The sequence below is a fragment of the Arthrobacter sp. NPDC093139 genome, from assembly GCF_044754165.1.
Classification (GTDB): domain Bacteria; phylum Actinomycetota; class Actinomycetes; order Actinomycetales; family Micrococcaceae; genus Arthrobacter.
Genome location: NZ_JBIVOO010000002.1, coordinates 376350 through 393826 on the forward strand (window position 1 = coordinate 376350; position 17477 = coordinate 393826).

Annotated in this window: 13 protein-coding genes; 11 read left to right on the forward strand and 2 right to left on the reverse strand. The window is 65.7% G+C overall.

Annotation, left to right across the window (positions count from 1 at the left end):
- Window positions 1-332: 332 nt before the first annotated feature.
- The 6 genes from ACIP90_RS04865 to ACIP90_RS04890 all read left to right on the forward strand — a co-directional run bounded on the left by ACIP90_RS04865 (window position 333) and on the right by ACIP90_RS04890 (window position 10418).
- A complete protein-coding gene (locus ACIP90_RS04865; protein WP_400577425.1) occupies window positions 333-2876 on the forward strand; it encodes an alpha-L-arabinofuranosidase C-terminal domain-containing protein in 2544 nt (847 codons plus the stop codon).
- A gap of 61 nt (window positions 2877-2937) precedes the next feature.
- Window positions 2938-5178, forward strand: a complete 2241-nt coding sequence (locus ACIP90_RS04870; RefSeq protein ID WP_400577426.1) for an immunoglobulin-like domain-containing protein — start codon at window positions 2938-2940, stop codon at window positions 5176-5178.
- Between the two features lie 235 nt (window positions 5179-5413).
- On the forward strand, window positions 5414-7192 hold the full coding sequence (gene araB, locus ACIP90_RS04875) for a ribulokinase (RefSeq protein ID WP_400577427.1): 1779 nt from the start codon (window positions 5414-5416) through the stop codon (window positions 7190-7192).
- Window positions 7189-7899, forward strand: a complete 711-nt coding sequence (locus ACIP90_RS04880; RefSeq protein WP_400577428.1) for an L-ribulose-5-phosphate 4-epimerase — start codon at window positions 7189-7191, stop codon at window positions 7897-7899. The genes araB and ACIP90_RS04880 overlap by 4 nt, the downstream gene beginning before the upstream one ends.
- Window positions 7900-8004: 105 nt before the next feature.
- Window positions 8005-9525: an L-arabinose isomerase gene (gene araA, locus ACIP90_RS04885; protein WP_400577430.1), complete on the forward strand. Its 1521-nt coding sequence runs from the start codon at window positions 8005-8007 to the stop codon at window positions 9523-9525.
- On the forward strand, window positions 9522-10418 hold the full coding sequence (locus tag ACIP90_RS04890; RefSeq protein WP_400577431.1) for an aldose 1-epimerase family protein: 897 nt from the start codon (window positions 9522-9524) through the stop codon (window positions 10416-10418). Before araA ends, ACIP90_RS04890 begins: the two co-directional genes overlap by 4 nt.
- 42 nt (window positions 10419-10460) lie before the next feature.
- Here the strand turns inward: ACIP90_RS04890 and ACIP90_RS04895 are convergent, their stop codons facing one another.
- Together ACIP90_RS04895 and ACIP90_RS04900 are read right to left on the reverse strand one after the other, a co-directional pair.
- On the reverse strand, window positions 10461-11543 hold the full coding sequence (locus ACIP90_RS04895) for a S1C family serine protease (RefSeq protein ID WP_400577432.1): 1083 nt from the start codon (window positions 11541-11543) through the stop codon (window positions 10461-10463).
- A gap of 184 nt (window positions 11544-11727) precedes the next feature.
- Window positions 11728-13026 (reverse strand): glutamyl-tRNA reductase, encoded by a 1299-nt coding sequence (locus ACIP90_RS04900; RefSeq protein ID WP_400577705.1) that lies wholly within the window; start codon window positions 13024-13026, stop codon window positions 11728-11730.
- 268 nt (window positions 13027-13294) lie between these two features.
- On the opposite strand from ACIP90_RS04900, the gene ACIP90_RS04905 reads away from it, so the two are divergent.
- From ACIP90_RS04905 to ureC, 5 genes are all read left to right on the forward strand, one after another.
- On the forward strand, window positions 13295-14299 hold the full coding sequence (locus ACIP90_RS04905; protein ID WP_400577433.1) for a LacI family DNA-binding transcriptional regulator: 1005 nt from the start codon (window positions 13295-13297) through the stop codon (window positions 14297-14299).
- Window positions 14300-14385: 86 nt separating this feature from the next.
- Window positions 14386-14940, forward strand: a complete 555-nt coding sequence (locus ACIP90_RS04910; protein ID WP_400577435.1) for a cysteine hydrolase family protein — start codon at window positions 14386-14388, stop codon at window positions 14938-14940.
- A gap of 104 nt (window positions 14941-15044) precedes the next feature.
- Complete coding sequence (locus ACIP90_RS04915) at window positions 15045-15347, forward strand: urease subunit gamma (RefSeq protein WP_400577436.1); 303 nt, start codon at window positions 15045-15047, stop codon at window positions 15345-15347.
- An 8-nt stretch (window positions 15348-15355) separates the two neighbouring features.
- Complete coding sequence (locus tag ACIP90_RS04920; protein ID WP_400577437.1) at window positions 15356-15703, forward strand: urease subunit beta; 348 nt, start codon at window positions 15356-15358, stop codon at window positions 15701-15703.
- Window positions 15700-17457: an urease subunit alpha gene (gene ureC, locus ACIP90_RS04925; RefSeq protein ID WP_400577438.1), complete on the forward strand. Its 1758-nt coding sequence runs from the start codon at window positions 15700-15702 to the stop codon at window positions 17455-17457. Before ACIP90_RS04920 ends, ureC begins: the two co-directional genes overlap by 4 nt.
- Window positions 17458-17477 lie beyond the last annotated feature (20 nt).

Genomic DNA, 17477 nt, shown 5'->3' on the forward strand with positions numbered 1-17477 from the left:
ACTCGGAACACCGCCATTGCTGCAAGTGAGCTGAAGCGCTCTGCGATCATTGTGAACGCTAACAAACAAGGCCGTCAAGTGGTTCCCGTCACAATTTGTTGGCAGGGGAATTTGCCCTTCCGGCTCAGCCAATGCCCTTTACAAGTCTGCAAACATGTTCAATACTCGTTCCCGACGCGCCTCATTGTTAGCGTTAACAGGATCTTTGTCACCCATTCATTCGGCGGCTACGCCAGAGGACGGTACTGCGCACAGCAGCCGTCGGCGGCCGCACCGCAGAGCTGCGCCCGGGGGGCCGTCAGTCTGCTGATCGGAGAAAGGCCACGTCTTCCATGCCATCAAAATCACCACGTCCCGCACAGCGGGCCTGCACCATGGTGCTTGCCGGATCACTGGCAGCAGCGGTGCTGTCCCTGGGTCCGGCGCTGGGTGCCTCGGCGGAGCCCGCCACGAACCGGACAATCAGCATCAATGCCGCCGGGACGGGGCCTTCGATCGACCGCACCATGTACGGGGCCTTCTACGAGGACATCAACCAAGGCGCCGACGGCGGCATCTATGCGGAACTTGTCCAGAACAGGTCCTTTGAATTCAACTCAGGGGACAACAGGACCTACACTCCCATGACCGCCTGGGACGTGCTGCGGCGGGGCGGTGACGGAACAGCCGCCGTTGTCAACGACAACAACCGCTTGAATGAAAACAACCGGAACTACCTGCAGATCGACGCCACCGCCGCCGGCGCGGGAACCGGCGCAGGCGTAGGAGTCCGCAACAGCGGCTGGAACGCCGGGCAGAAGCTCGAGGCGCACAAGAAGTACAACTACTCAGTCTGGGCGCGTACGTCCAATCCCACCGGAACGAGCCTTGCTGTCACACTGGAGACGCCCGAAGGCGGGCGCCTCGACATCGCCACCATCAAGATCAAGGGCGACCGCTGGGCGAAATACCAGGTGACGCTCTCGCCCAAGTCCTCGACGGGAGCGGGCCGGCTTGTGACAGTTGTCCAGGGAACCGGCACGGTTCGGCTCGATATGGTCTCCCTCTTCCCGCAGGACACCTGGAACGGCAGGGAAAACGGCCTCCGCAAGGACCTCGCCGAGAAGATCGCCGACCTGAAGCCCGGATTCCTCCGTTTCCCCGGCGGCTGCATCGTCAACACCGGAAGCTACGACACGTATTCGGCCCCCAATTACACCCGCGCCCGCACGTACCAGTGGAAGGACACCATCGGTCCCGTGGAGCAGCGCCCGGCGAACCGGAACTTTTGGGGCTACAACCAGACCTACGGCCTGGGATACATGGAGTACTTCCAGTGGGCCGAGGACATGGGAGCCATCCCTGTACCCGTGGTTCCGGTTGGCGTGACTGGCTGCGGAGACAACAAGCAGGCCCCGGATCAGGCAACCCTTGACCGCTACATCCAGGACACCCTGGACCTGATCGAGTTCGCCAACGGTGACGCCAGCACCGAGTGGGGCGCCAAGCGCATCGCCTACGGGCATCCGGAGCCCTACAACCTGGACCGCATCGGCTTGGGCAACGAGGAGTACAAGCCGGAGTTCAAGCAGTACTTCACCCAGTTCTACAATGCTGTCCGCACGGCCCACCCTGAGATCAAGATCATCGGAAACACCGGTCCGTTCAGCCAGGGTCCGGAATTCGATGACCTCTCCAAATTCAATGCGGACACGGGTGTGGACTTCGTCGACGAGCACTACTACAACGACCCGTCCTGGTTCCTGAATAACAACCACCGCTACGACTCCTACGACCGGAACAGTTACAAGGTCTTTCTCGGGGAATACGCATCCCGTGGGAACAAGCCAGACAACGCCTTGGCAGAGGCCTCATACATGACCGGCCTCGAGCGGAACGCGGACGTGGTCAAGATGGCGTCCTACGCGCCGCTCATTGCGAACGAGGCGAACACGCAGTGGAGCCCGGACATGATGTTCTTCAATGGAACGTCCGTCAGGACCACGCCCAACTATGAGGTCCAGAAGCTGTTCATGAACAACGTCGGCACCCAGGTGGTGCCGAGCACGCAGGACAACCCGGCCTCCACCGTCGTGCCGATCGCAGGAAAAATCGGACTATCCACCTGGGCCACCTCGGCGCGTTACGACGACGTCAAGGTCACCGGGGCGGACGGCGCCACCCTGTTCAGCGACGACTTCTCGGGAACGGCGGCGGCCTGGACCGGCAACGGCACCGGGTCTTGGTCGATCCAGGACGGCGGGTATGTCCAGTCCAGCACCACAGCGCAGAACACGATGGTGACCGCCGGAGACGCCGACTGGAGCAACTACACGCTCAGCACCAAGGCGACAAAACTGGCGGGCTCGGAAGGGTTCCTCGTCTCCTTCGGAGTGAAGGACACCGGCAACTACTTCTGGTGGAACCTCGGCGGCTGGAACAACTCGAAGTCGGTAGTGGAGAAGGCCGTCAACGGCGGCAAGACGAACGTCATCGAAAAGAACACCGTGATCGAGACCGGGCGTGAATATGACATCCGCATTGAAGTCTCCGGGCGCATCGCCAAGCTCTACCTGGACAACGTCCTGTGGGGCACTGTGGACGACACCCAGGCTGACCCCGTCTACTCCGTGGTTACCAAGGACGCGGAATCGGGCGACACGATCGTGAAGGTGGTCAACACCTCGGCCCAACGGACCCCGGTGGACATCAAGGTGGCGGGTGCAACCAACATCAGCACCACGGCCGCGGTCACCACCCTGACCCAGAGCGCTGACGGGCAAAACCTGGCCCCGGCGTCGAGCACCTTCAACGGAGCTCGGGCGGCGTTCACCTATGAGTTCGAGCCCAAGTCGGTGACCTTCATCCGGCTCGCCGATGCGGGGGCCCGCAAGTAGGCAGCACACCTGACTTAGCATCCCGCCGCGGCCCTTTGGCCGCCCTAACGAAAGTTGCTCTATGCTCACCACACCCTCAAAGGCCCGCACCGGCCCGGCACTGATCACCGCTGCTGTCCTGGCGCTCGGCGGGCTTGCCGCCGGGGCGCCGGCCCAGGCCGCCGTCGACGACGGCCTCGTCCTCAAATACAACCTCACGGAATCCGCCGGTTCCGTCGCAGAAGACAGTTCCGGCAACGGCCGGAACGGAGTGATCAACGGTGATGCCGCGTTGCTGGGAACCGAAGGCCTGCAACTCGGCGGTACCAACGCCCACGTCCGCCTCCCCAACGACGTCATGCGCGGGCTGGACGCCATCACCGTCTCAACCGACGTAAAAATCGCGCCAGACCAAGGCGCCCCCTACTTCATTTGGGGAATGGGCAACACAACCAACGGCACCGGCAACGGCTACCTCTTCACCACCGGCAACTCGTACCGGACCTCTATCGCCAGCGGCAACTGGTCTACCGAGCAGACCGCCAGCGCCGGACGGGACCTGGCGCGCGGCGCCTGGAAAACGATCACCTACACCCTCAGCGGCGGTACGGCCGTCCTCTACGAGGACGGCACGGAGGTCGCCCGCAAGAGCGGCGTCACCATCACCCCCGGGAGCATCGGAGGAGGAACGACGACGGCGAACTACCTTGGGCGGTCTGTCTACGCCGGTGACAAGTACCTGAAAGGACAGGTCCGGGACTTCCGCATCTACAATCGGGCACTCTCTGCGGCCGAAGTGCGGGAGGTCGGCTACGTCTCTCCGGAAGAGCGGGTGGCCCTCGATCTGAAGGAACTGTCACTCGGCGACACCAGTGCCGTCAGCGCCGACCTGAAATTGCCTCTCACAGGTCCCAACGGATCGGTTTACGCGTGGTCGTCTTCCAACGAAGCCGTCGTTTCGTCCAAAGGTGTGGTGACACGCCCCGCCCACGGAACCGGAAACGCCGACGTGACGCTGACGGCCACCGCCACCTCAGGTGGGGCCTCAGCTTCCAAGACGTTCACTGTTACGGTCCTCGAAGACATCAGTGACGACCGGAAAGTCAGTGAGGCCTCGGCCGCGCTGAACGTGTGGGACGCCGAAGGAATCCGCGGCAACATAACCCTGCCGGCCACTGGACTTCACGGAACCACGGTGGACTGGAAGTCGAGCAACGGCTCCGTCATCACCGACACCGGCGAGGTTTCGCGGCCGGCCCACGGCAGCGAACCGGTGAAGCTTAACCTGCACGCAACCGTCACCCTTGGAAAGGCCAAGGCCAGGACGAGGTTCTTCGTGACTGTTCTGCCGCTGCCCAAGACAGAAGCCAAGGAAGGGTACGCCTTCGCCTACTTCACCGGCAACGACCTCGCCGGAGAGAACATTTTCATGGCCGCCAGCCGCGGCAACGACGCGCTCAAGTGGGATGAGCTGAACGGGGGGAAGCCCGTCCTCAACTCCAAGCTGGGCACCAAAGGCCTGCGCGACCCCTTCATCATCAGATCCCCGGAAGGCGACAAGTTCTACATGATCGCCACCGACCTCTCCATCGGCAGCGGAACCTCGTGGGATTCCTCCCAGCGCCAAGGCAGTCAGTACATCGAGGTCTGGGAGTCAACGGACCTTGTGAACTGGTCCGAGCAACGCCACGTCAAGGTCTCCCCGGACACGGCCGGGAACACCTGGGCGCCGGAAGCCCACTACGACGGGAAAATCGGCGCCTACGTGGTCTATTGGGCCTCCAAGATCTATGCCGACAGCGACCCTAACCACGCGGGCGGCACCCACAACAAGATGATGTACTCCACCACCCGCGACTTCCGGACCTTCAGTGAGGCGAAAGTCTGGAACGACCCGGGTGACTCCGTCATCGACTCCACTGTCATCAAGGAAGGGGACACCTACTACCGCTTCACGAAGGACGAAGCCCGCGTTTCCGGGTGCCTCGACATCATGCAGGAGAAGTCCACGGACCTGCTGGCCGTTGATCTGCCTGCTGCAAACCCACGCGCCTGGTCCCTGATGGCCAACTGCATCGGCAGGAACGCCGGGACCGGGGGCGTCGAGGGGCCCACCGTCTTCAAGTCCAACACCGAAGAGAAGTATTACCTCTTCGTGGACGAGTTTGGCGGCCGGGGCTATATCCCGCTGGAGAGCACCAGCCTGGAGAACCCCAACTGGAAGCTCTCGAGCAATTATGAGCTTCCGCGCGCGCCGCGCCACGGCACCGTCCTGCCCGTTACCAAAACGGAGCTGGAGCGTCTCCGCCGCCAGCTGGGCTAGCGCGCCGCGGCACTACTGGCACCTGGAAGGACGGGGGCTCTGCCAACCCTGGCGGAGCCCCCGTCTCGTTGCCGTGATGCGATGGCGGCGATCGGGCCTGGCCCGGCAAGGCCGTCCAATATTGGGCGTCAGCAATGCTTGACGCAGAGATATGTTAGCGTTCACAATCGAAGAGAATCTTTTACATTTCGACACCGGGCATAGGGGCCAGTACCTCCCGGATGGAGGTTTCAGCATGCAAGCCAGTGGGGACGCCGGGTTCAAGACCGGCAATGACAATTACGTCATCGGAGTGGATTACGGCACCCTGTCGGGCCGGGCCGTCGTGGTGCGGGTCCGGGACGGCAAGGAGCTCGGCAGCGGCGTGTTTGATTACCCGCACGCGGTGGTCACCGAGGCGCTTCCTGCGGATGTGGCGGACGCAGCGGATGGGAGGACCGCCCGGCTCCCCGGTGATTGGGCGCTTCAGGTGCCGAACGACTACCGGGACGTGCTCCGGAATGCGGTGCCGGCGGCGATCGCCAATGCGGGCATTGACCCGTCCGCGGTGGTTGGGATTGCGACGGACTTCACCGCGTGCACGATGGTGCCGGTGAAGGCCGACGGCACGCCCCTGAACGAAGTTCAGGGATTCGCCAATCGGCCCCATGCATACGTCAAGCTTTGGCGCCATCATGCGGCCCAAGGGCAGGCGGACCGCATCAATGCCCTCGCCGCCGAACGGGGTGAGACGTGGCTGCCGCGGTACGGCGGCCTGATCTCCTCCGAGTGGGAGTTTGCCAAGGGGCTCCAGCTGCTGGAGGAGGATCCCGAGGCCTACGCGGAGATGGACCACTGGGTGGAAGCTGCCGACTGGATTGTCTGGCAGCTCTGCGGCAGCTACGTCCGCAACGCCTGCACCGCCGGATACAAGGGCATCTACCAGGACGGCCGGTATCCGTCCGAGGACTTCCTGGCCGCCCTGAATCCGAAATTCAGCAACTTTGTTAGCGCTAAACTTGACTGCACCATCGGCCGCCTGGGCGACGCCGCAGGGTACCTGACGGCCGAGGCCGCAGAGTGGACCGGACTGCCTGAGGGCATCGCCGTCGCCGTCGGCAACGTGGATGCCCACGTCACCGCACCCGCGGCCAAAGCCGTTGAGCCCGGCCAGCTGGTGGCCATCATGGGCACCTCCACCTGCCATGTGATGAACGGGGATGTGCTGCGGGAGGTGCCCGGCATGTGCGGTGTGGTGGACGGCGGCATAGTCGACGGGCTCTGGGGCTATGAGGCCGGCCAGTCCGGCGTGGGCGACATCTTCGGCTGGTTCACGAAGTATGGGGTTCCGCCCGAATACCACGCGGCTGCCGCAGCTGCAGGACTCGGCATCCACGAATACCTGACCGAACTCGCCGCAGCCCAGGCGATCGGCGGCCACGGCCTGATCGCCCTGGACTGGCACTCAGGCAACCGCTCGGTCCTGGTGGACCATGAGCTCTCCGGAGTGGTGGTGGGCCAGACCCTGGCCACGCGCCCCGAGGACATCTACCGGGCGCTGCTGGAGGCCACGGCCTTTGGCACCCGCACCATCGTTGACGCCTTCCGCGACGCCGGTGTGCCGGTGAAGGAATTCATTGTTGCCGGCGGCCTGCTGAAGAACAAACTGCTGATGCAGATCTACGCCGACGTCACCGGGCTGCAGCTCTCCACCATCGGTTCGGCCCAGGGACCCGCACTCGGTTCGGCCATCCACGCAGCCGTCGCAGCAGGCAAGTACCCGGACATCCGTGCCGCCGCTGCGGCGATGGGCTCCGCCCCCGGTGCCGTGTACACACCGATCCCGGACAACGTCGCCGCGTACGAGGAACTGTTCCGCGAGTACCGGACCCTGCATGACTACTTCGGCAGGGGAACCAACGACGTCATGCACCGGCTCAAGGCCATCCAGCGCAACGCCGCCCAATCCCTGCCAGCCCAGTCCCTGCCAGCCCAGTCCCTGCCCGCCCAGCTCGCCCAGGAGGTCTCGGCATGAGCGCCCTGCTGGAGACCATCGCGATGGTCCGCCGGGATGTCTGCACACTGCATGCCGAGCTGACGCGCTACGGACTGGTCGTCTGGACGGCCGGGAACGTGTCCGGCCGGATCCCGGGCTATGACCTGATGGTCATCAAGCCCTCGGGCGTCTCCTATGACGATCTGACCCCCGAAGCCATGGTGGTCACGGACCTCTACGGCACCCCGGTGAGCAGCCTGAGCGCCGACGCCGAAGGTGCCCCGGCCGAATGGGAAAACCCGGACCTCACGCCGTCCTCGGACACGGCCGCCCACGCCTACGTGTACCGGCACATGCCCGACGTCGGTGGAGTGGTGCACACCCACTCCACCTACGCCACTGCCTGGGCCGCCCGGGGTGAAGCCATCCCGTGCGTGCTGACCATGATGGGCGATGAGTTCGGCGGCACCATTCCGGTGGGGCCATTCGCCCTGATCGGGGACGACTCGATCGGCCGCGGCATCGTGGAAACCCTGCAGGGATCAAACTCCCCGGCGGTCCTGATGCAGAACCACGGCCCCTTCACCATCGGCAAGGACGCCCGCTCGGCCGTCAAAGCTGCAGTGATGTGCGAGGAAGTGGCCCGCACCGTCCACATCGCCCGGCAGCTCGGCGAACCACTGCCCATCGATCCGGTCCAGATTGAATCCCTCTACGCCCGCTACCAGAACGTCTACGGCCGCTAGGCCCAGTCACGGCCGCTAGGCCCAGTCACGGCCGCGAGGCCCGAACCCGGTCACCAGGCCCAGTCACTCGGCCGCCAGGCCCCCGAAGCTTTCCAGGAGAACTACATGTCCAACGCCAACAACACCTCCCTCGAGCACCACGAGGTCTGGTTCCTCACCGGCAGCCAGCACCTCTACGGGGAGGACGTCCTGAAGCAGGTCGCCGCCCAGTCCCAAGAGATTGCCGCCGCCCTTAACGAAGCCTCCGAGGTGCCGGTCAAGCTGGTCTGGAAGCCCGTACTGACAGACTCCGACGCGATCCGCCGCACCGCCTTGGAAGCCAACTCGGATGATTCGGTGATTGGCGTGACCGCGTGGATGCACACGTTCTCTCCGGCCAAGATGTGGATCCAGGGCCTGGACCTGCTCCGCAAGCCCCTGCTGCACCTGCACACCCAGGCCAACGTTGAGCTCCCGTGGGCGGACATCGATTTCGACTTCATGAACCTGAACCAGGCCGCGCACGGCGACCGCGAGTTCGGCTACATCCAGTCCCGCCTCGGCGTGCCGCGCAAGACCGTCGTCGGGCACGTCTCCAACCCCGAGGTCGCCCGGCAAGTTGGCGTCTGGCAGCGGGCCGCCGCCGGCTGGGCCGCCGTCCGCACGCTGAAGCTGACCCGCTTCGGGGACAACATGCGCAACGTCGCCGTCACCGAAGGTGACAAGACCGAGGCCGAGCTGCGCTTCGGCGTCTCGGTCAACACATGGTCCGTCAACGAGCTCGCCGACGCCGTGCACGGCGCCGCGGAGTCCGACGTCGACGCCCTGGTCGCCGAGTACGAGCGGCTCTATGAGGTGGCGCCGGAACTTCGCTCCGACGGGGCCCGCCACGAATCCCTCCGCTACAGCGCCAGGATCGAGCTGGGACTGCGCAGTTTCCTCGAAGCCAACGGATCCGCCGCCTTCACCACGTCCTTCGAAGACCTGGGCGAACTGCGGCAGCTGCCCGGCATGGCCGTGCAGCGGCTCATGGCCGATGGCTACGGCTTCGGCGCAGAGGGCGACTGGAAGACAGCCATCCTGGTCCGTGCCGCCAAGGTCATGGGTGCCGGCCTGGCGGGCGGCGCCTCGCTCATGGAGGACTACACCTATCACCTCACTCCCGGCCAGGAAAAGATCCTCGGCGCGCACATGCTCGAGGTCTGCCCCTCCCTGACGGCCACGAAGCCGCGGGTTGAAATCCACCCGCTGGGCATTGGCGGCAAGGAAGATCCGGTCCGCATGGTCTTCGACACGGACGCAGGACCCGGCGTCGTCGTGGCCCTGTCCGACATGCGGGACCGTTTCCGCCTCGTGGCAAACGCCGTCGACGTCGTCGATCTCGACGAACCGCTGCCCAACCTCCCGGTTGCCCGCGCACTCTGGTCCCCGAAGCCCGACTTCGCCACGTCCGCCGCGGCCTGGCTGACCGCGGGGGCAGCGCACCACACCGTCCTTTCCACGCAGGTGGGGATGGACGTGTTCGAGGACTTCGCCGAGATCGCCCGGACCGAGCTCCTCACCATTGACGACGGCACCACCATCAGGCAATTCAAGAAGGAACTCGCCTGGAACGCCGCGTACTACAAGCTCGCCGGTGGGCTGTGAGCGAATACGAAATCCAAGCGGGGGAGTACAGCGCGACCGTGACGGCACGGGGAGCTGCCCTGCGGGAACTCCGCCACCGGGGACGGGACCTGGTTGTCCCGTTCCCGGAGGGCGGGCCCATCCCCGACTACAGGGGCATCATCGCGGCCCCCTGGCCCAACCGCATCGCCGACGGCAAATACAAGTTCCGGGGAGCCGACTACCGGCTGCCCATTAACGAAACCGAGCGGGACTGCGCCCTTCACGGCCTGGCGTTTCCGCTCGACTGGACTCTGAAGGAGCATTCTGGGTCCGCCGTGGTCCTCGCCTGCACTGTGGGCCCGGCTCCCGGGTATCCATTCCCGCTCAAGGTCACCGCCCATTACCGGCTGAACGCCGCCGGCCTGCACGCGGGGGTAACGGCGACCAACTTCAGCGCGGACACCGCGCCCTATGGTGTGTGCCCGCACCCGTACCTGCTCGCGGGGCCGGCGCCGCTGGATGAATGGACGTTGGAGGTTCCGGCCGGCGGGTTTCTGGATGTGACCCCTGACCGGCTGCTGCCTGTCGCCGTGCGGGCAGTGGACGGGCATGAGTTCGATTTCCGTGCGCCGCGCAGCATCGGTGCCACCAAGATCGACCACGCCTTCACCCACATCTCGTTTACGGACGCTGGCCGCGCGCAACTCGTGGTGCGGGATCCGGGCGGGACCGGAGTCGGCATGGCCTGGGACCGGACCTGCCAGTGGCTCCAGATCCACACGGCCGACAAGCTGCCACCGGCCCCCAACAGGCTGGGGCTCGCGGTGGAACCCATGACCTGCCCTCCTGACGCCTTCAACAGCGGCGCGGACCTGATCCAGCTGGAGCCAGGCGCCACCCACGAGGCGTCGTGGAGCATCTTCGCCACGTGACGGGACCCCGGCGGCCCCCGGCGCTGCCGTGTGGGGCCGGTCTCAGGGGGCCGGGCGCGCGACCAGTTCGACCTTGACTTCCTGGGTTTCGGTTCCCCTGCGGAATTCCACGGTCACGGTCTGCCCGGGGCTCCGGCTTCGCAGTGCTGCCAACAGGTCCTCCGGCGAGGTGAGTTGGTCGCCGTCGAGTCTGATGAGCACGTCACCGGCTCGGATTCCGGCTTTCGCCGCCGGGCCGTCCTCCGGCACGGAGAGTGCCAGCGCCCCCAAGGTGTCCGGTAGGCCGAGCTCACTGGCTATGGGCTGGGTAATTTCCGCAAGCCCCAGGCCGATGAATGCGTGATCGGCCGTGCCGTCCTCGCGGAGCTGGTCAGCGACCTTCACGGCGGTGGCGGCGGGGATGGCGAAGCCCAGGGCAACGGCGCCGGACTGGGGCGGGATGTAAGCCTCGCTGATGCCGATCACTTCACCACGGCTGTTCACGACGGCGCCTCCGGAGTTGCCGGGGCTGATCGCCGCGTCGGTCTGGATCAGGTCAACGAGGGACTGGCTGCTGGAGGCCGACCCTGGGATCTCCCGGTGGAGGCCCGAGATGATGCCCGCTGTTGCGGTGTTTTCGAATCCCAGCGGGGAGCCGATGACGACGGCCAGTTCTCCGATGCGGGGCAGGTCCGGCTGGAACTTAGCGGCCGGCAGGCCCTTACGCTGCGCCTCCACGAGCGCCAGGTCCGAGATGGCGTCGGTTGCCCGCACCGTTCCGGACACGCGTTGGCCGTCGGCGAAGCCCACTTCGACCTCGCGGCTGCCGCGCACCACGTGCTCGTTCGTCAGGATCAGTCCGTCCTCCGAATACACCACGCCGCTTCCCAGTCCACCGCGGCCCGTGAAGATTGTCACCACGGACGGCTGGACGTTGCTGACGATCGCGGGAATGTCCGCAGTACCTGCCGGGATCCGCTGGGCGGGCTGTTGCTGCCCTTGCCCCGGAGTCTGGCCGGCACCGCCTTCCGCCGTGCGGCCTGGAGCCTGCGAGGTGGACGTTGGCCCTGGACTCTGCCCTGGAGTCTGTCCCGGACCCTGCCCCGGGCCGGTGCAGCCTGAGGCGGCGGTGAGAACTGCGGCCACGGCCAAGGCCCGACAGACACGGGCCATTCGCCTGGTTGTTGACTGCCGGGAGTGCATCGATGTTCCTCCTTGCGCGCGTGGCGGACGCTGATTAAACGCTAATCCCGGCTGGCAGCGACGGCCAGAGCCGATTCATGGGCATGTGCGCCGAGCCCCCTGAAACAGGCGGCGGCCGCCCCAAAGATCACCCTGCCGCAATCAATGTGGCGGGCTGCACCGGAGCATTGCCAGTGTCTGGCTCAACACTCAGGCCGTACAGGGCTTCGAGGGCTGCGGTGTAGTCGCCCTGCCGGCCGGACGCCGCCAGTTCCCGTGCCCGGGCGGTGGGCACATGCATGAGTTGCCGGACCACCCGCCGCAAAGCGAACTCCACGGCTTCGGCGGTGGCGGTGCAGCCATGCTGGTTCTTGACCCGCGCCACCTCGCTGGCCAGAACCCGTTGCATGTGCCCCCGCAGCGCCACGATCGCTGGGTCCAGGAGACGGGCCTGCTGGTCTTCTTCGAACCGCAGCGCAGCCTGCCGGACGAGTTCGGCGGCCTCTTGGACGACGGCAGAGTGCTCACGGGGTGAGGCCATCCGCACGTCGTCCAGGGTGATGAGTTCAACCCCGGGCAGCTCACCGGTCTCCGGCTCGAAGTCGCGGTTCAGGGCCAGGTCGACGACGATGAGGCGTTCCTGCGCGTTCTGCCGGAACCGCCTGAATTCATCTGGCCCGAGCCGGGTTCCGCGGCCGCTGCAGCCGATCACCACATCGGCGCCTTGGATTGCCGCGGGCAGGTCGGAGCGCCCCAGGGCAGCAGCGCCGCGGGCTGCGGCGAAGGCCTCGGCGCGTCCGGACCATGAAAAGACGGAGACGTTGTCGCAGTGCCCGGCTGCCAGCAGCGCCAGGGTGGAGCCGGCATAGGCTCCTGTGCCGATGACAACCACCGACAACCCGGCCATCCCGTCGCGCCCCAGCTTCGCGGCAGCCAGATCCAGCGCGACAGAGACCAGGGAGCGCCCGGCGGCGCCTAGCGTGGTCAGGGATCCGACGTCGCGTGCGGCGCGTGAGGCTGCCTGGAACAGGCGGATCAAGGCGCCGCTGGCCGCTCCCGATTCCTGGGCCGCGGCCAGGGCCCGGCGGAGCTGGCCCGCAATTTCCCGTTCGCCGACAACCGCCGAATCCAGTCCGGCACCTACGGAGAAGAGGTGCGCCGTCATCGCATGACCGGACAGAAAGTCCAGGGACCCGCGGAGTTTTTCGACGCCAACGCCGGAGCAGTCACTGATGATCGACAGCACCCGGCTCCGGGCTGCGGACGGCTCCGTGCCGGCAGCAATCTCGAAGTAGACCTCGAACCGGTTGCACGTGGACAGCACCACAGTGCCGGCTATGTCGGGGGATGCGGCCAAGGCTGCGGACGTGATCCGGCGGGGGCCTGCCCCCAGCCGCGCAAGGAAGTCCAGGCCGGTTCCGCGGTGCGAGCCGACCAAGGCAAACAGCGGGGCATCCGGAGCCGGGTGCCCGGCTGCATAGCCCTCCGATTCCACCGGTATCTCGAGACCTTCTGGCACGACTCCCCCTGGTTCCTTACTTCCTCCACGACGACGGGGTCCCCGGCCCCCTGTGGCCAGGCGCCTTTGCCTGGCCACAGAGCTTGGACCTGGGGACAGCGTGGGCTCGCCACCTTGGAAAATTCTTGCGGGCGGGGCGGTGCGATCGGCATTCTGCAACGATGTACCGAGATGTTGCCGTGAGAAGGAGCCTCGGATGGCTGTGACCATGAATGATGTTGCCCGCGTGGCAGGGGTGTCCCTGAAAACCGTGTCCAACGTCCTCAACGACTATGAGTTCATCAGGCCGGCCACAAGGCAGAAGGTGCTGGACGCCATTAACGAGCTCGGCTACGAGGCCAACCTGACGGCCCGGAGCCTCCGCTCTGGCAAGTCGCGCATGCTCGGCCTGGTTCTGGCCGACCTTTCAGCCCCGTATTACGCGGAGCTGGCCTCGCGCCTCATGACTGTTGCCTCCGCCCGCGGTTACCGTGTGCTCGTGGAGCAGTCCGCCGGACTCGAGGAGAACGAGCTCAGTGCTTTACATGGTCCCTTCCGCCAGCTGACGGACGGGCTCCTGTTCACCCCGCTGCGGCTGGATCCGGACACCGTGGCGGACCGGCGCGGAGGCAAGCCGCTCGTGATGCTCGGCGAGCATATTCAGGATACGCGGTTCGACACCGTCACCATGAAGAATGTCCGGGCGGCCCAGGCGATGACAGCCCACCTGCTGGCCGGAGGGCGGCGCCGCATAGCAGTGATCGGAGCATCACCGGAGGACAGCGCCGGAAGTGCGGGGCTGCGGCTGACCGGCTACCGGCAGGCGCTCAAGGACGCCGGGGTGGACTTTGAACCGGCACTCATCGTCCCGTCCGAGTGGCGCCGGGATGCCGGAGCATCCGCGGTGGATGCGCTGTTGGACAGTGCAGTGCCGTTCGACGCCGTCTTCGGATTGAACGACGCCCTCGCACTGGGGGCCCTGCATGAACTCCTCATCCGCGGCGTCAAAGTTCCGCAGGACGTTGCCGTGGCAGGCTTTGACGATATTGATGAGGCCCGCTTCGCCTCCCCGGCGCTCACCACCGTGGCGCCGGGCATGCAGGAAATCGCGGAGCGCTCAGTCGGGCTCCTGATCGACCGGGTCGAAGGCAAGGAGCAGTCCGACGACGGTGTGCACGTCGAAGCGGGGTTCGAGCTCAAGATCCGGGCCTCGGCACCGTAGAGCCGCCCCTTTGGGGTTATCCCGGCCCTTTGGTGGGTACATGAAACCTGTGGCCTCCGTCTGCCGAACAACGGAAAGGAACCGCAGTGATTGCCCTGCTGGTCATTGATATGCAGAACGCCTACTTCGAGGATCCTGCCCTCGCTCCGCGGCAGGACGCCCTGGTTCAGGCCTGTAACCGTCTCATCGGGGAATCGGCCGCCAGCGGTGCCAAGGTTCTGCTGGTCGGAACCGAGCACGAGCGGGACAAGTCCACCTGGTCCCTGAATATGCTGGACGACGACCAGGGATTCATCTTCCGCGGTTCCGGCCAGGCTGACTTCGTTCCCGGACTCCAGACCGACGGACTGCCCCGCCTGGTTAAAACGCGTGACAGCGCCTTCACCGGAACCGACCTGCTGTCCCGGCTGCGGAACTGGGGCGTCGAGGAACTGGTGCTCGCCGGCGTCGCCACGCACAACTGCATTGCCCAGACGGCGGCCGACGCCTTCGCGCACAACTTCCGCGTCGTCTACGCCGAGGAGGCCATGGCATCCGGAAACGAGCGAGCCGCGGCAGACATGCTGCGCATTCTGTCCGACGAATACCGCCAGCCGGTGCTGTCCACAGACGACATCGCAACACGGATGAAGGGCAGCTAGCCCAGGAAATCTTGCTGAAACGTCCGCGGATTACGCTGGTCACACACCGCCGGGCGCGTGCACCCGCATGCTGCGGGGGTGTCCGTCCTAGAAGGGAGCCCGGTATGCATCTGATGCCCCGCGAGCAGGAAAAGCTCATGATCGTGGTCGCAGCCGACCTCGCACGCCGCCGCCAAGCGCGCGGGCTGAAGCTGAACTTTCCGGAGGCTGTGGCGGTCATCAGCTACGAACTGATCGAAGGGGCACGGGACGGCCGGACGGTTGCCGAGCTCATGAGCTACGGCACCACCCTCCTGAGCCGCGACGACGTCATGGAAGGTGTCCCGGAGATGATCCACGACGTCCAGGTCGAGGCGACTTTCCCCGACGGCACCAAGCTCGTCACCGTCCACGATCCGATCCGATAAGGGGCATCATGATTCCGGGAGAATATGTGCTGCGGAACGAGCCCCTGACGATCAATGCAGGACGCGAGGCGATCGACGTCGTCGTCGTCAATACCGGCGACCGCCCCGTGCAGGTGGGCTCGCACTACCACTTCGCCGAGGCGAACAGCGCACTGACGTTCGACCGCCAGGCCGCCTTCGGCCGCCGGCTCGACATCCCCGCGGGAACCGCTGCCCGGTTTGAGCCCGGAGACAGCAGGACGGTGCGCCTCATCGAACTCGCGGGCAGCCGTGAGGTCTTCGGGCTGAGCAACGCGGTCAACGGCAGCCTTGGGACGGCAGAGTCCGCACGGCCGGCGGCAGGGGGAGCGCAATGAGTTTCGAGCTGTCCCGCAAACAGTACGCGGACCTTTACGGCCCGACGACGGGCGACGCCATCCGCCTCGCGGACACCGACCTGTTCCTCGAGATCGAGAAGGATCTCACCGCCTATGGCGAGGAAGTTGTGTTCGGCGGCGGCAAGGTGATCCGCGACGGCATGGGCCAGAACGGCCAGGTGGTGCGGGAAGCAGACGTCCCGGACACCGTGATCACCAACGTGGTCATCCTCGACTACACCGGCATCTACAAGGCGGACGTCGCACTCAAGGACGGCCACATCTACAGGATCGGCAAGGCCGGCAACCCGCAGATCACCGACGGTGTGGACATCGTGATCGGCGCCAGCACCGAAATCATCGCCGGGGAACGGAAGATCCTCACGGCCGGCGGCGTGGACACCCATATCCACTTCATCTCCCCGGACCAGGTGCCCACGGCCCTCGCCAGCGGCGTCACCACCATGGTGGGCGGCGGCACGGGTCCGGCGGAAGGCACGAAAGCCACCACTGTTACCCCCGGTAAGTGGCACATCCAGCGGATGCTGCAGGCCGCCGAAGGGATGCCCATCAACATCGGACTGTTCGGCAAGGGACACGCGTCCGCCGTCGAACCGCTGGCCGAACAGATCCGGGCCGGAGCCGTCGGGCTCAAGATCCACGAGGACTGGGGATCCACCACCGCCTCGATCGACAACTCCCTGAAAGTGGCCGACGAATACGACGTCCAGGTGGCCATCCACACCGACACCCTCAACGAGTGCGGCTTCGTGGAGGACACCATCCGGGCCATCGCCGGCCGCGTCATCCACACTTTCCACACGGAGGGCGCCGGCGGCGGGCACGCCCCGGACATTATCAGGATCGCCGGGCTGCCGAACGTCCTGCCCGCCTCCACCAACCCCACGCTGCCGTACACGCGGAACACCATCGAAGAACATCTGGACATGCTCATGGTGTGCCACCACCTCAACCCGGACATCCCGGAGGATGTGGCCTTCGCAGACTCCCGCATCCGTGCCGAGACCATCGCCGCAGAGGACGTACTCCAGGACCTGGGAATCTTCGCCATCACCTCCTCCGACTCCCAGGCCATGGGCCGTGTGGGCGAGGTGATCACCCGGACCTGGCAGGTGGCGGACAAGATGAAGAAGCAGCGGGGCGTGCTGAGGGCCCCCCAGCGGGACAACACGGGTGAGGACCACGGTTCCGCTGCTGGTCTGGGACCCGGAAGCGACAACTTCCGCCTCAAGCGCTATGTGGCCAAGTACACCATCAACGCAGCCATCGCTCAGGGCATGGCGGATTCCATCGGCTCGGTGGAAGAGGGCAAGTTCGCAGACCTCGTCCTCTGGGACCCGGCGTTCTTCGGGGTCAAGCCCGAGCTGGTGCTAAAGGGAGGGCAGATCGCTTATGCGCTGATGGGCGACGCCAACGCCTCCATTCCGACGCCGCAACCGCGGACCATGCGCCCCATGTTTGCCGCTTTCGGCAAGGCAGTGCAGCAGTGCTCCATCACGTTCCTGTCCCAGGCGGCCATCGACGCGGGCGTGCCGGAGGAGCTGGGCCTGCAGAAGATCATCCGGCCCGTCTCCGGGATCCGGTCGCTGTCCAAGGCCGACCTCAAGTACAACGACGCTACCCCGGACATCCAGGTGGACCCGGAAACGTACAAGGTTTCGGTGGACGGCGAGGACGTCACCTGCGAACCGGCGGACGTGCTGCCCATGGCACAGCGCTATTTCCTCTTCTGAGTCCCCAACCACCCGGAGCC

What these genes read in the sequence shown, in the direction of transcription:
- ACIP90_RS04915 (WP_400577436.1), top strand. Translation starts at nt 15,045, where the DNA reads ATGCATCTGATGCCCCGCGAGCAGGAAAAGCTCATGATCGTGGTCGCA.
- ACIP90_RS04905 (WP_400577433.1), top strand. Translation starts at nt 13,295, where the DNA reads ATGGCTGTGACCATGAATGATGTTGCCCGCGTGGCAGGGGTGTCCCTG.
- araB (WP_400577427.1), top strand. Translation starts at nt 5,414, where the DNA reads ATGCAAGCCAGTGGGGACGCCGGGTTCAAGACCGGCAATGACAATTAC.
- ureC (WP_400577438.1), top strand. Translation starts at nt 15,700, where the DNA reads ATGAGTTTCGAGCTGTCCCGCAAACAGTACGCGGACCTTTACGGCCCG.
- ACIP90_RS04865 (WP_400577425.1), top strand. Translation starts at nt 333, where the DNA reads ATGCCATCAAAATCACCACGTCCCGCACAGCGGGCCTGCACCATGGTG.
- ACIP90_RS04880 (WP_400577428.1), top strand. Translation starts at nt 7,189, where the DNA reads ATGAGCGCCCTGCTGGAGACCATCGCGATGGTCCGCCGGGATGTCTGC.
- araA (WP_400577430.1), top strand. Translation starts at nt 8,005, where the DNA reads ATGTCCAACGCCAACAACACCTCCCTCGAGCACCACGAGGTCTGGTTC.
- ACIP90_RS04920 (WP_400577437.1), top strand. Translation starts at nt 15,356, where the DNA reads ATGATTCCGGGAGAATATGTGCTGCGGAACGAGCCCCTGACGATCAAT.
- ACIP90_RS04870 (WP_400577426.1), top strand. Translation starts at nt 2,938, where the DNA reads ATGCTCACCACACCCTCAAAGGCCCGCACCGGCCCGGCACTGATCACC.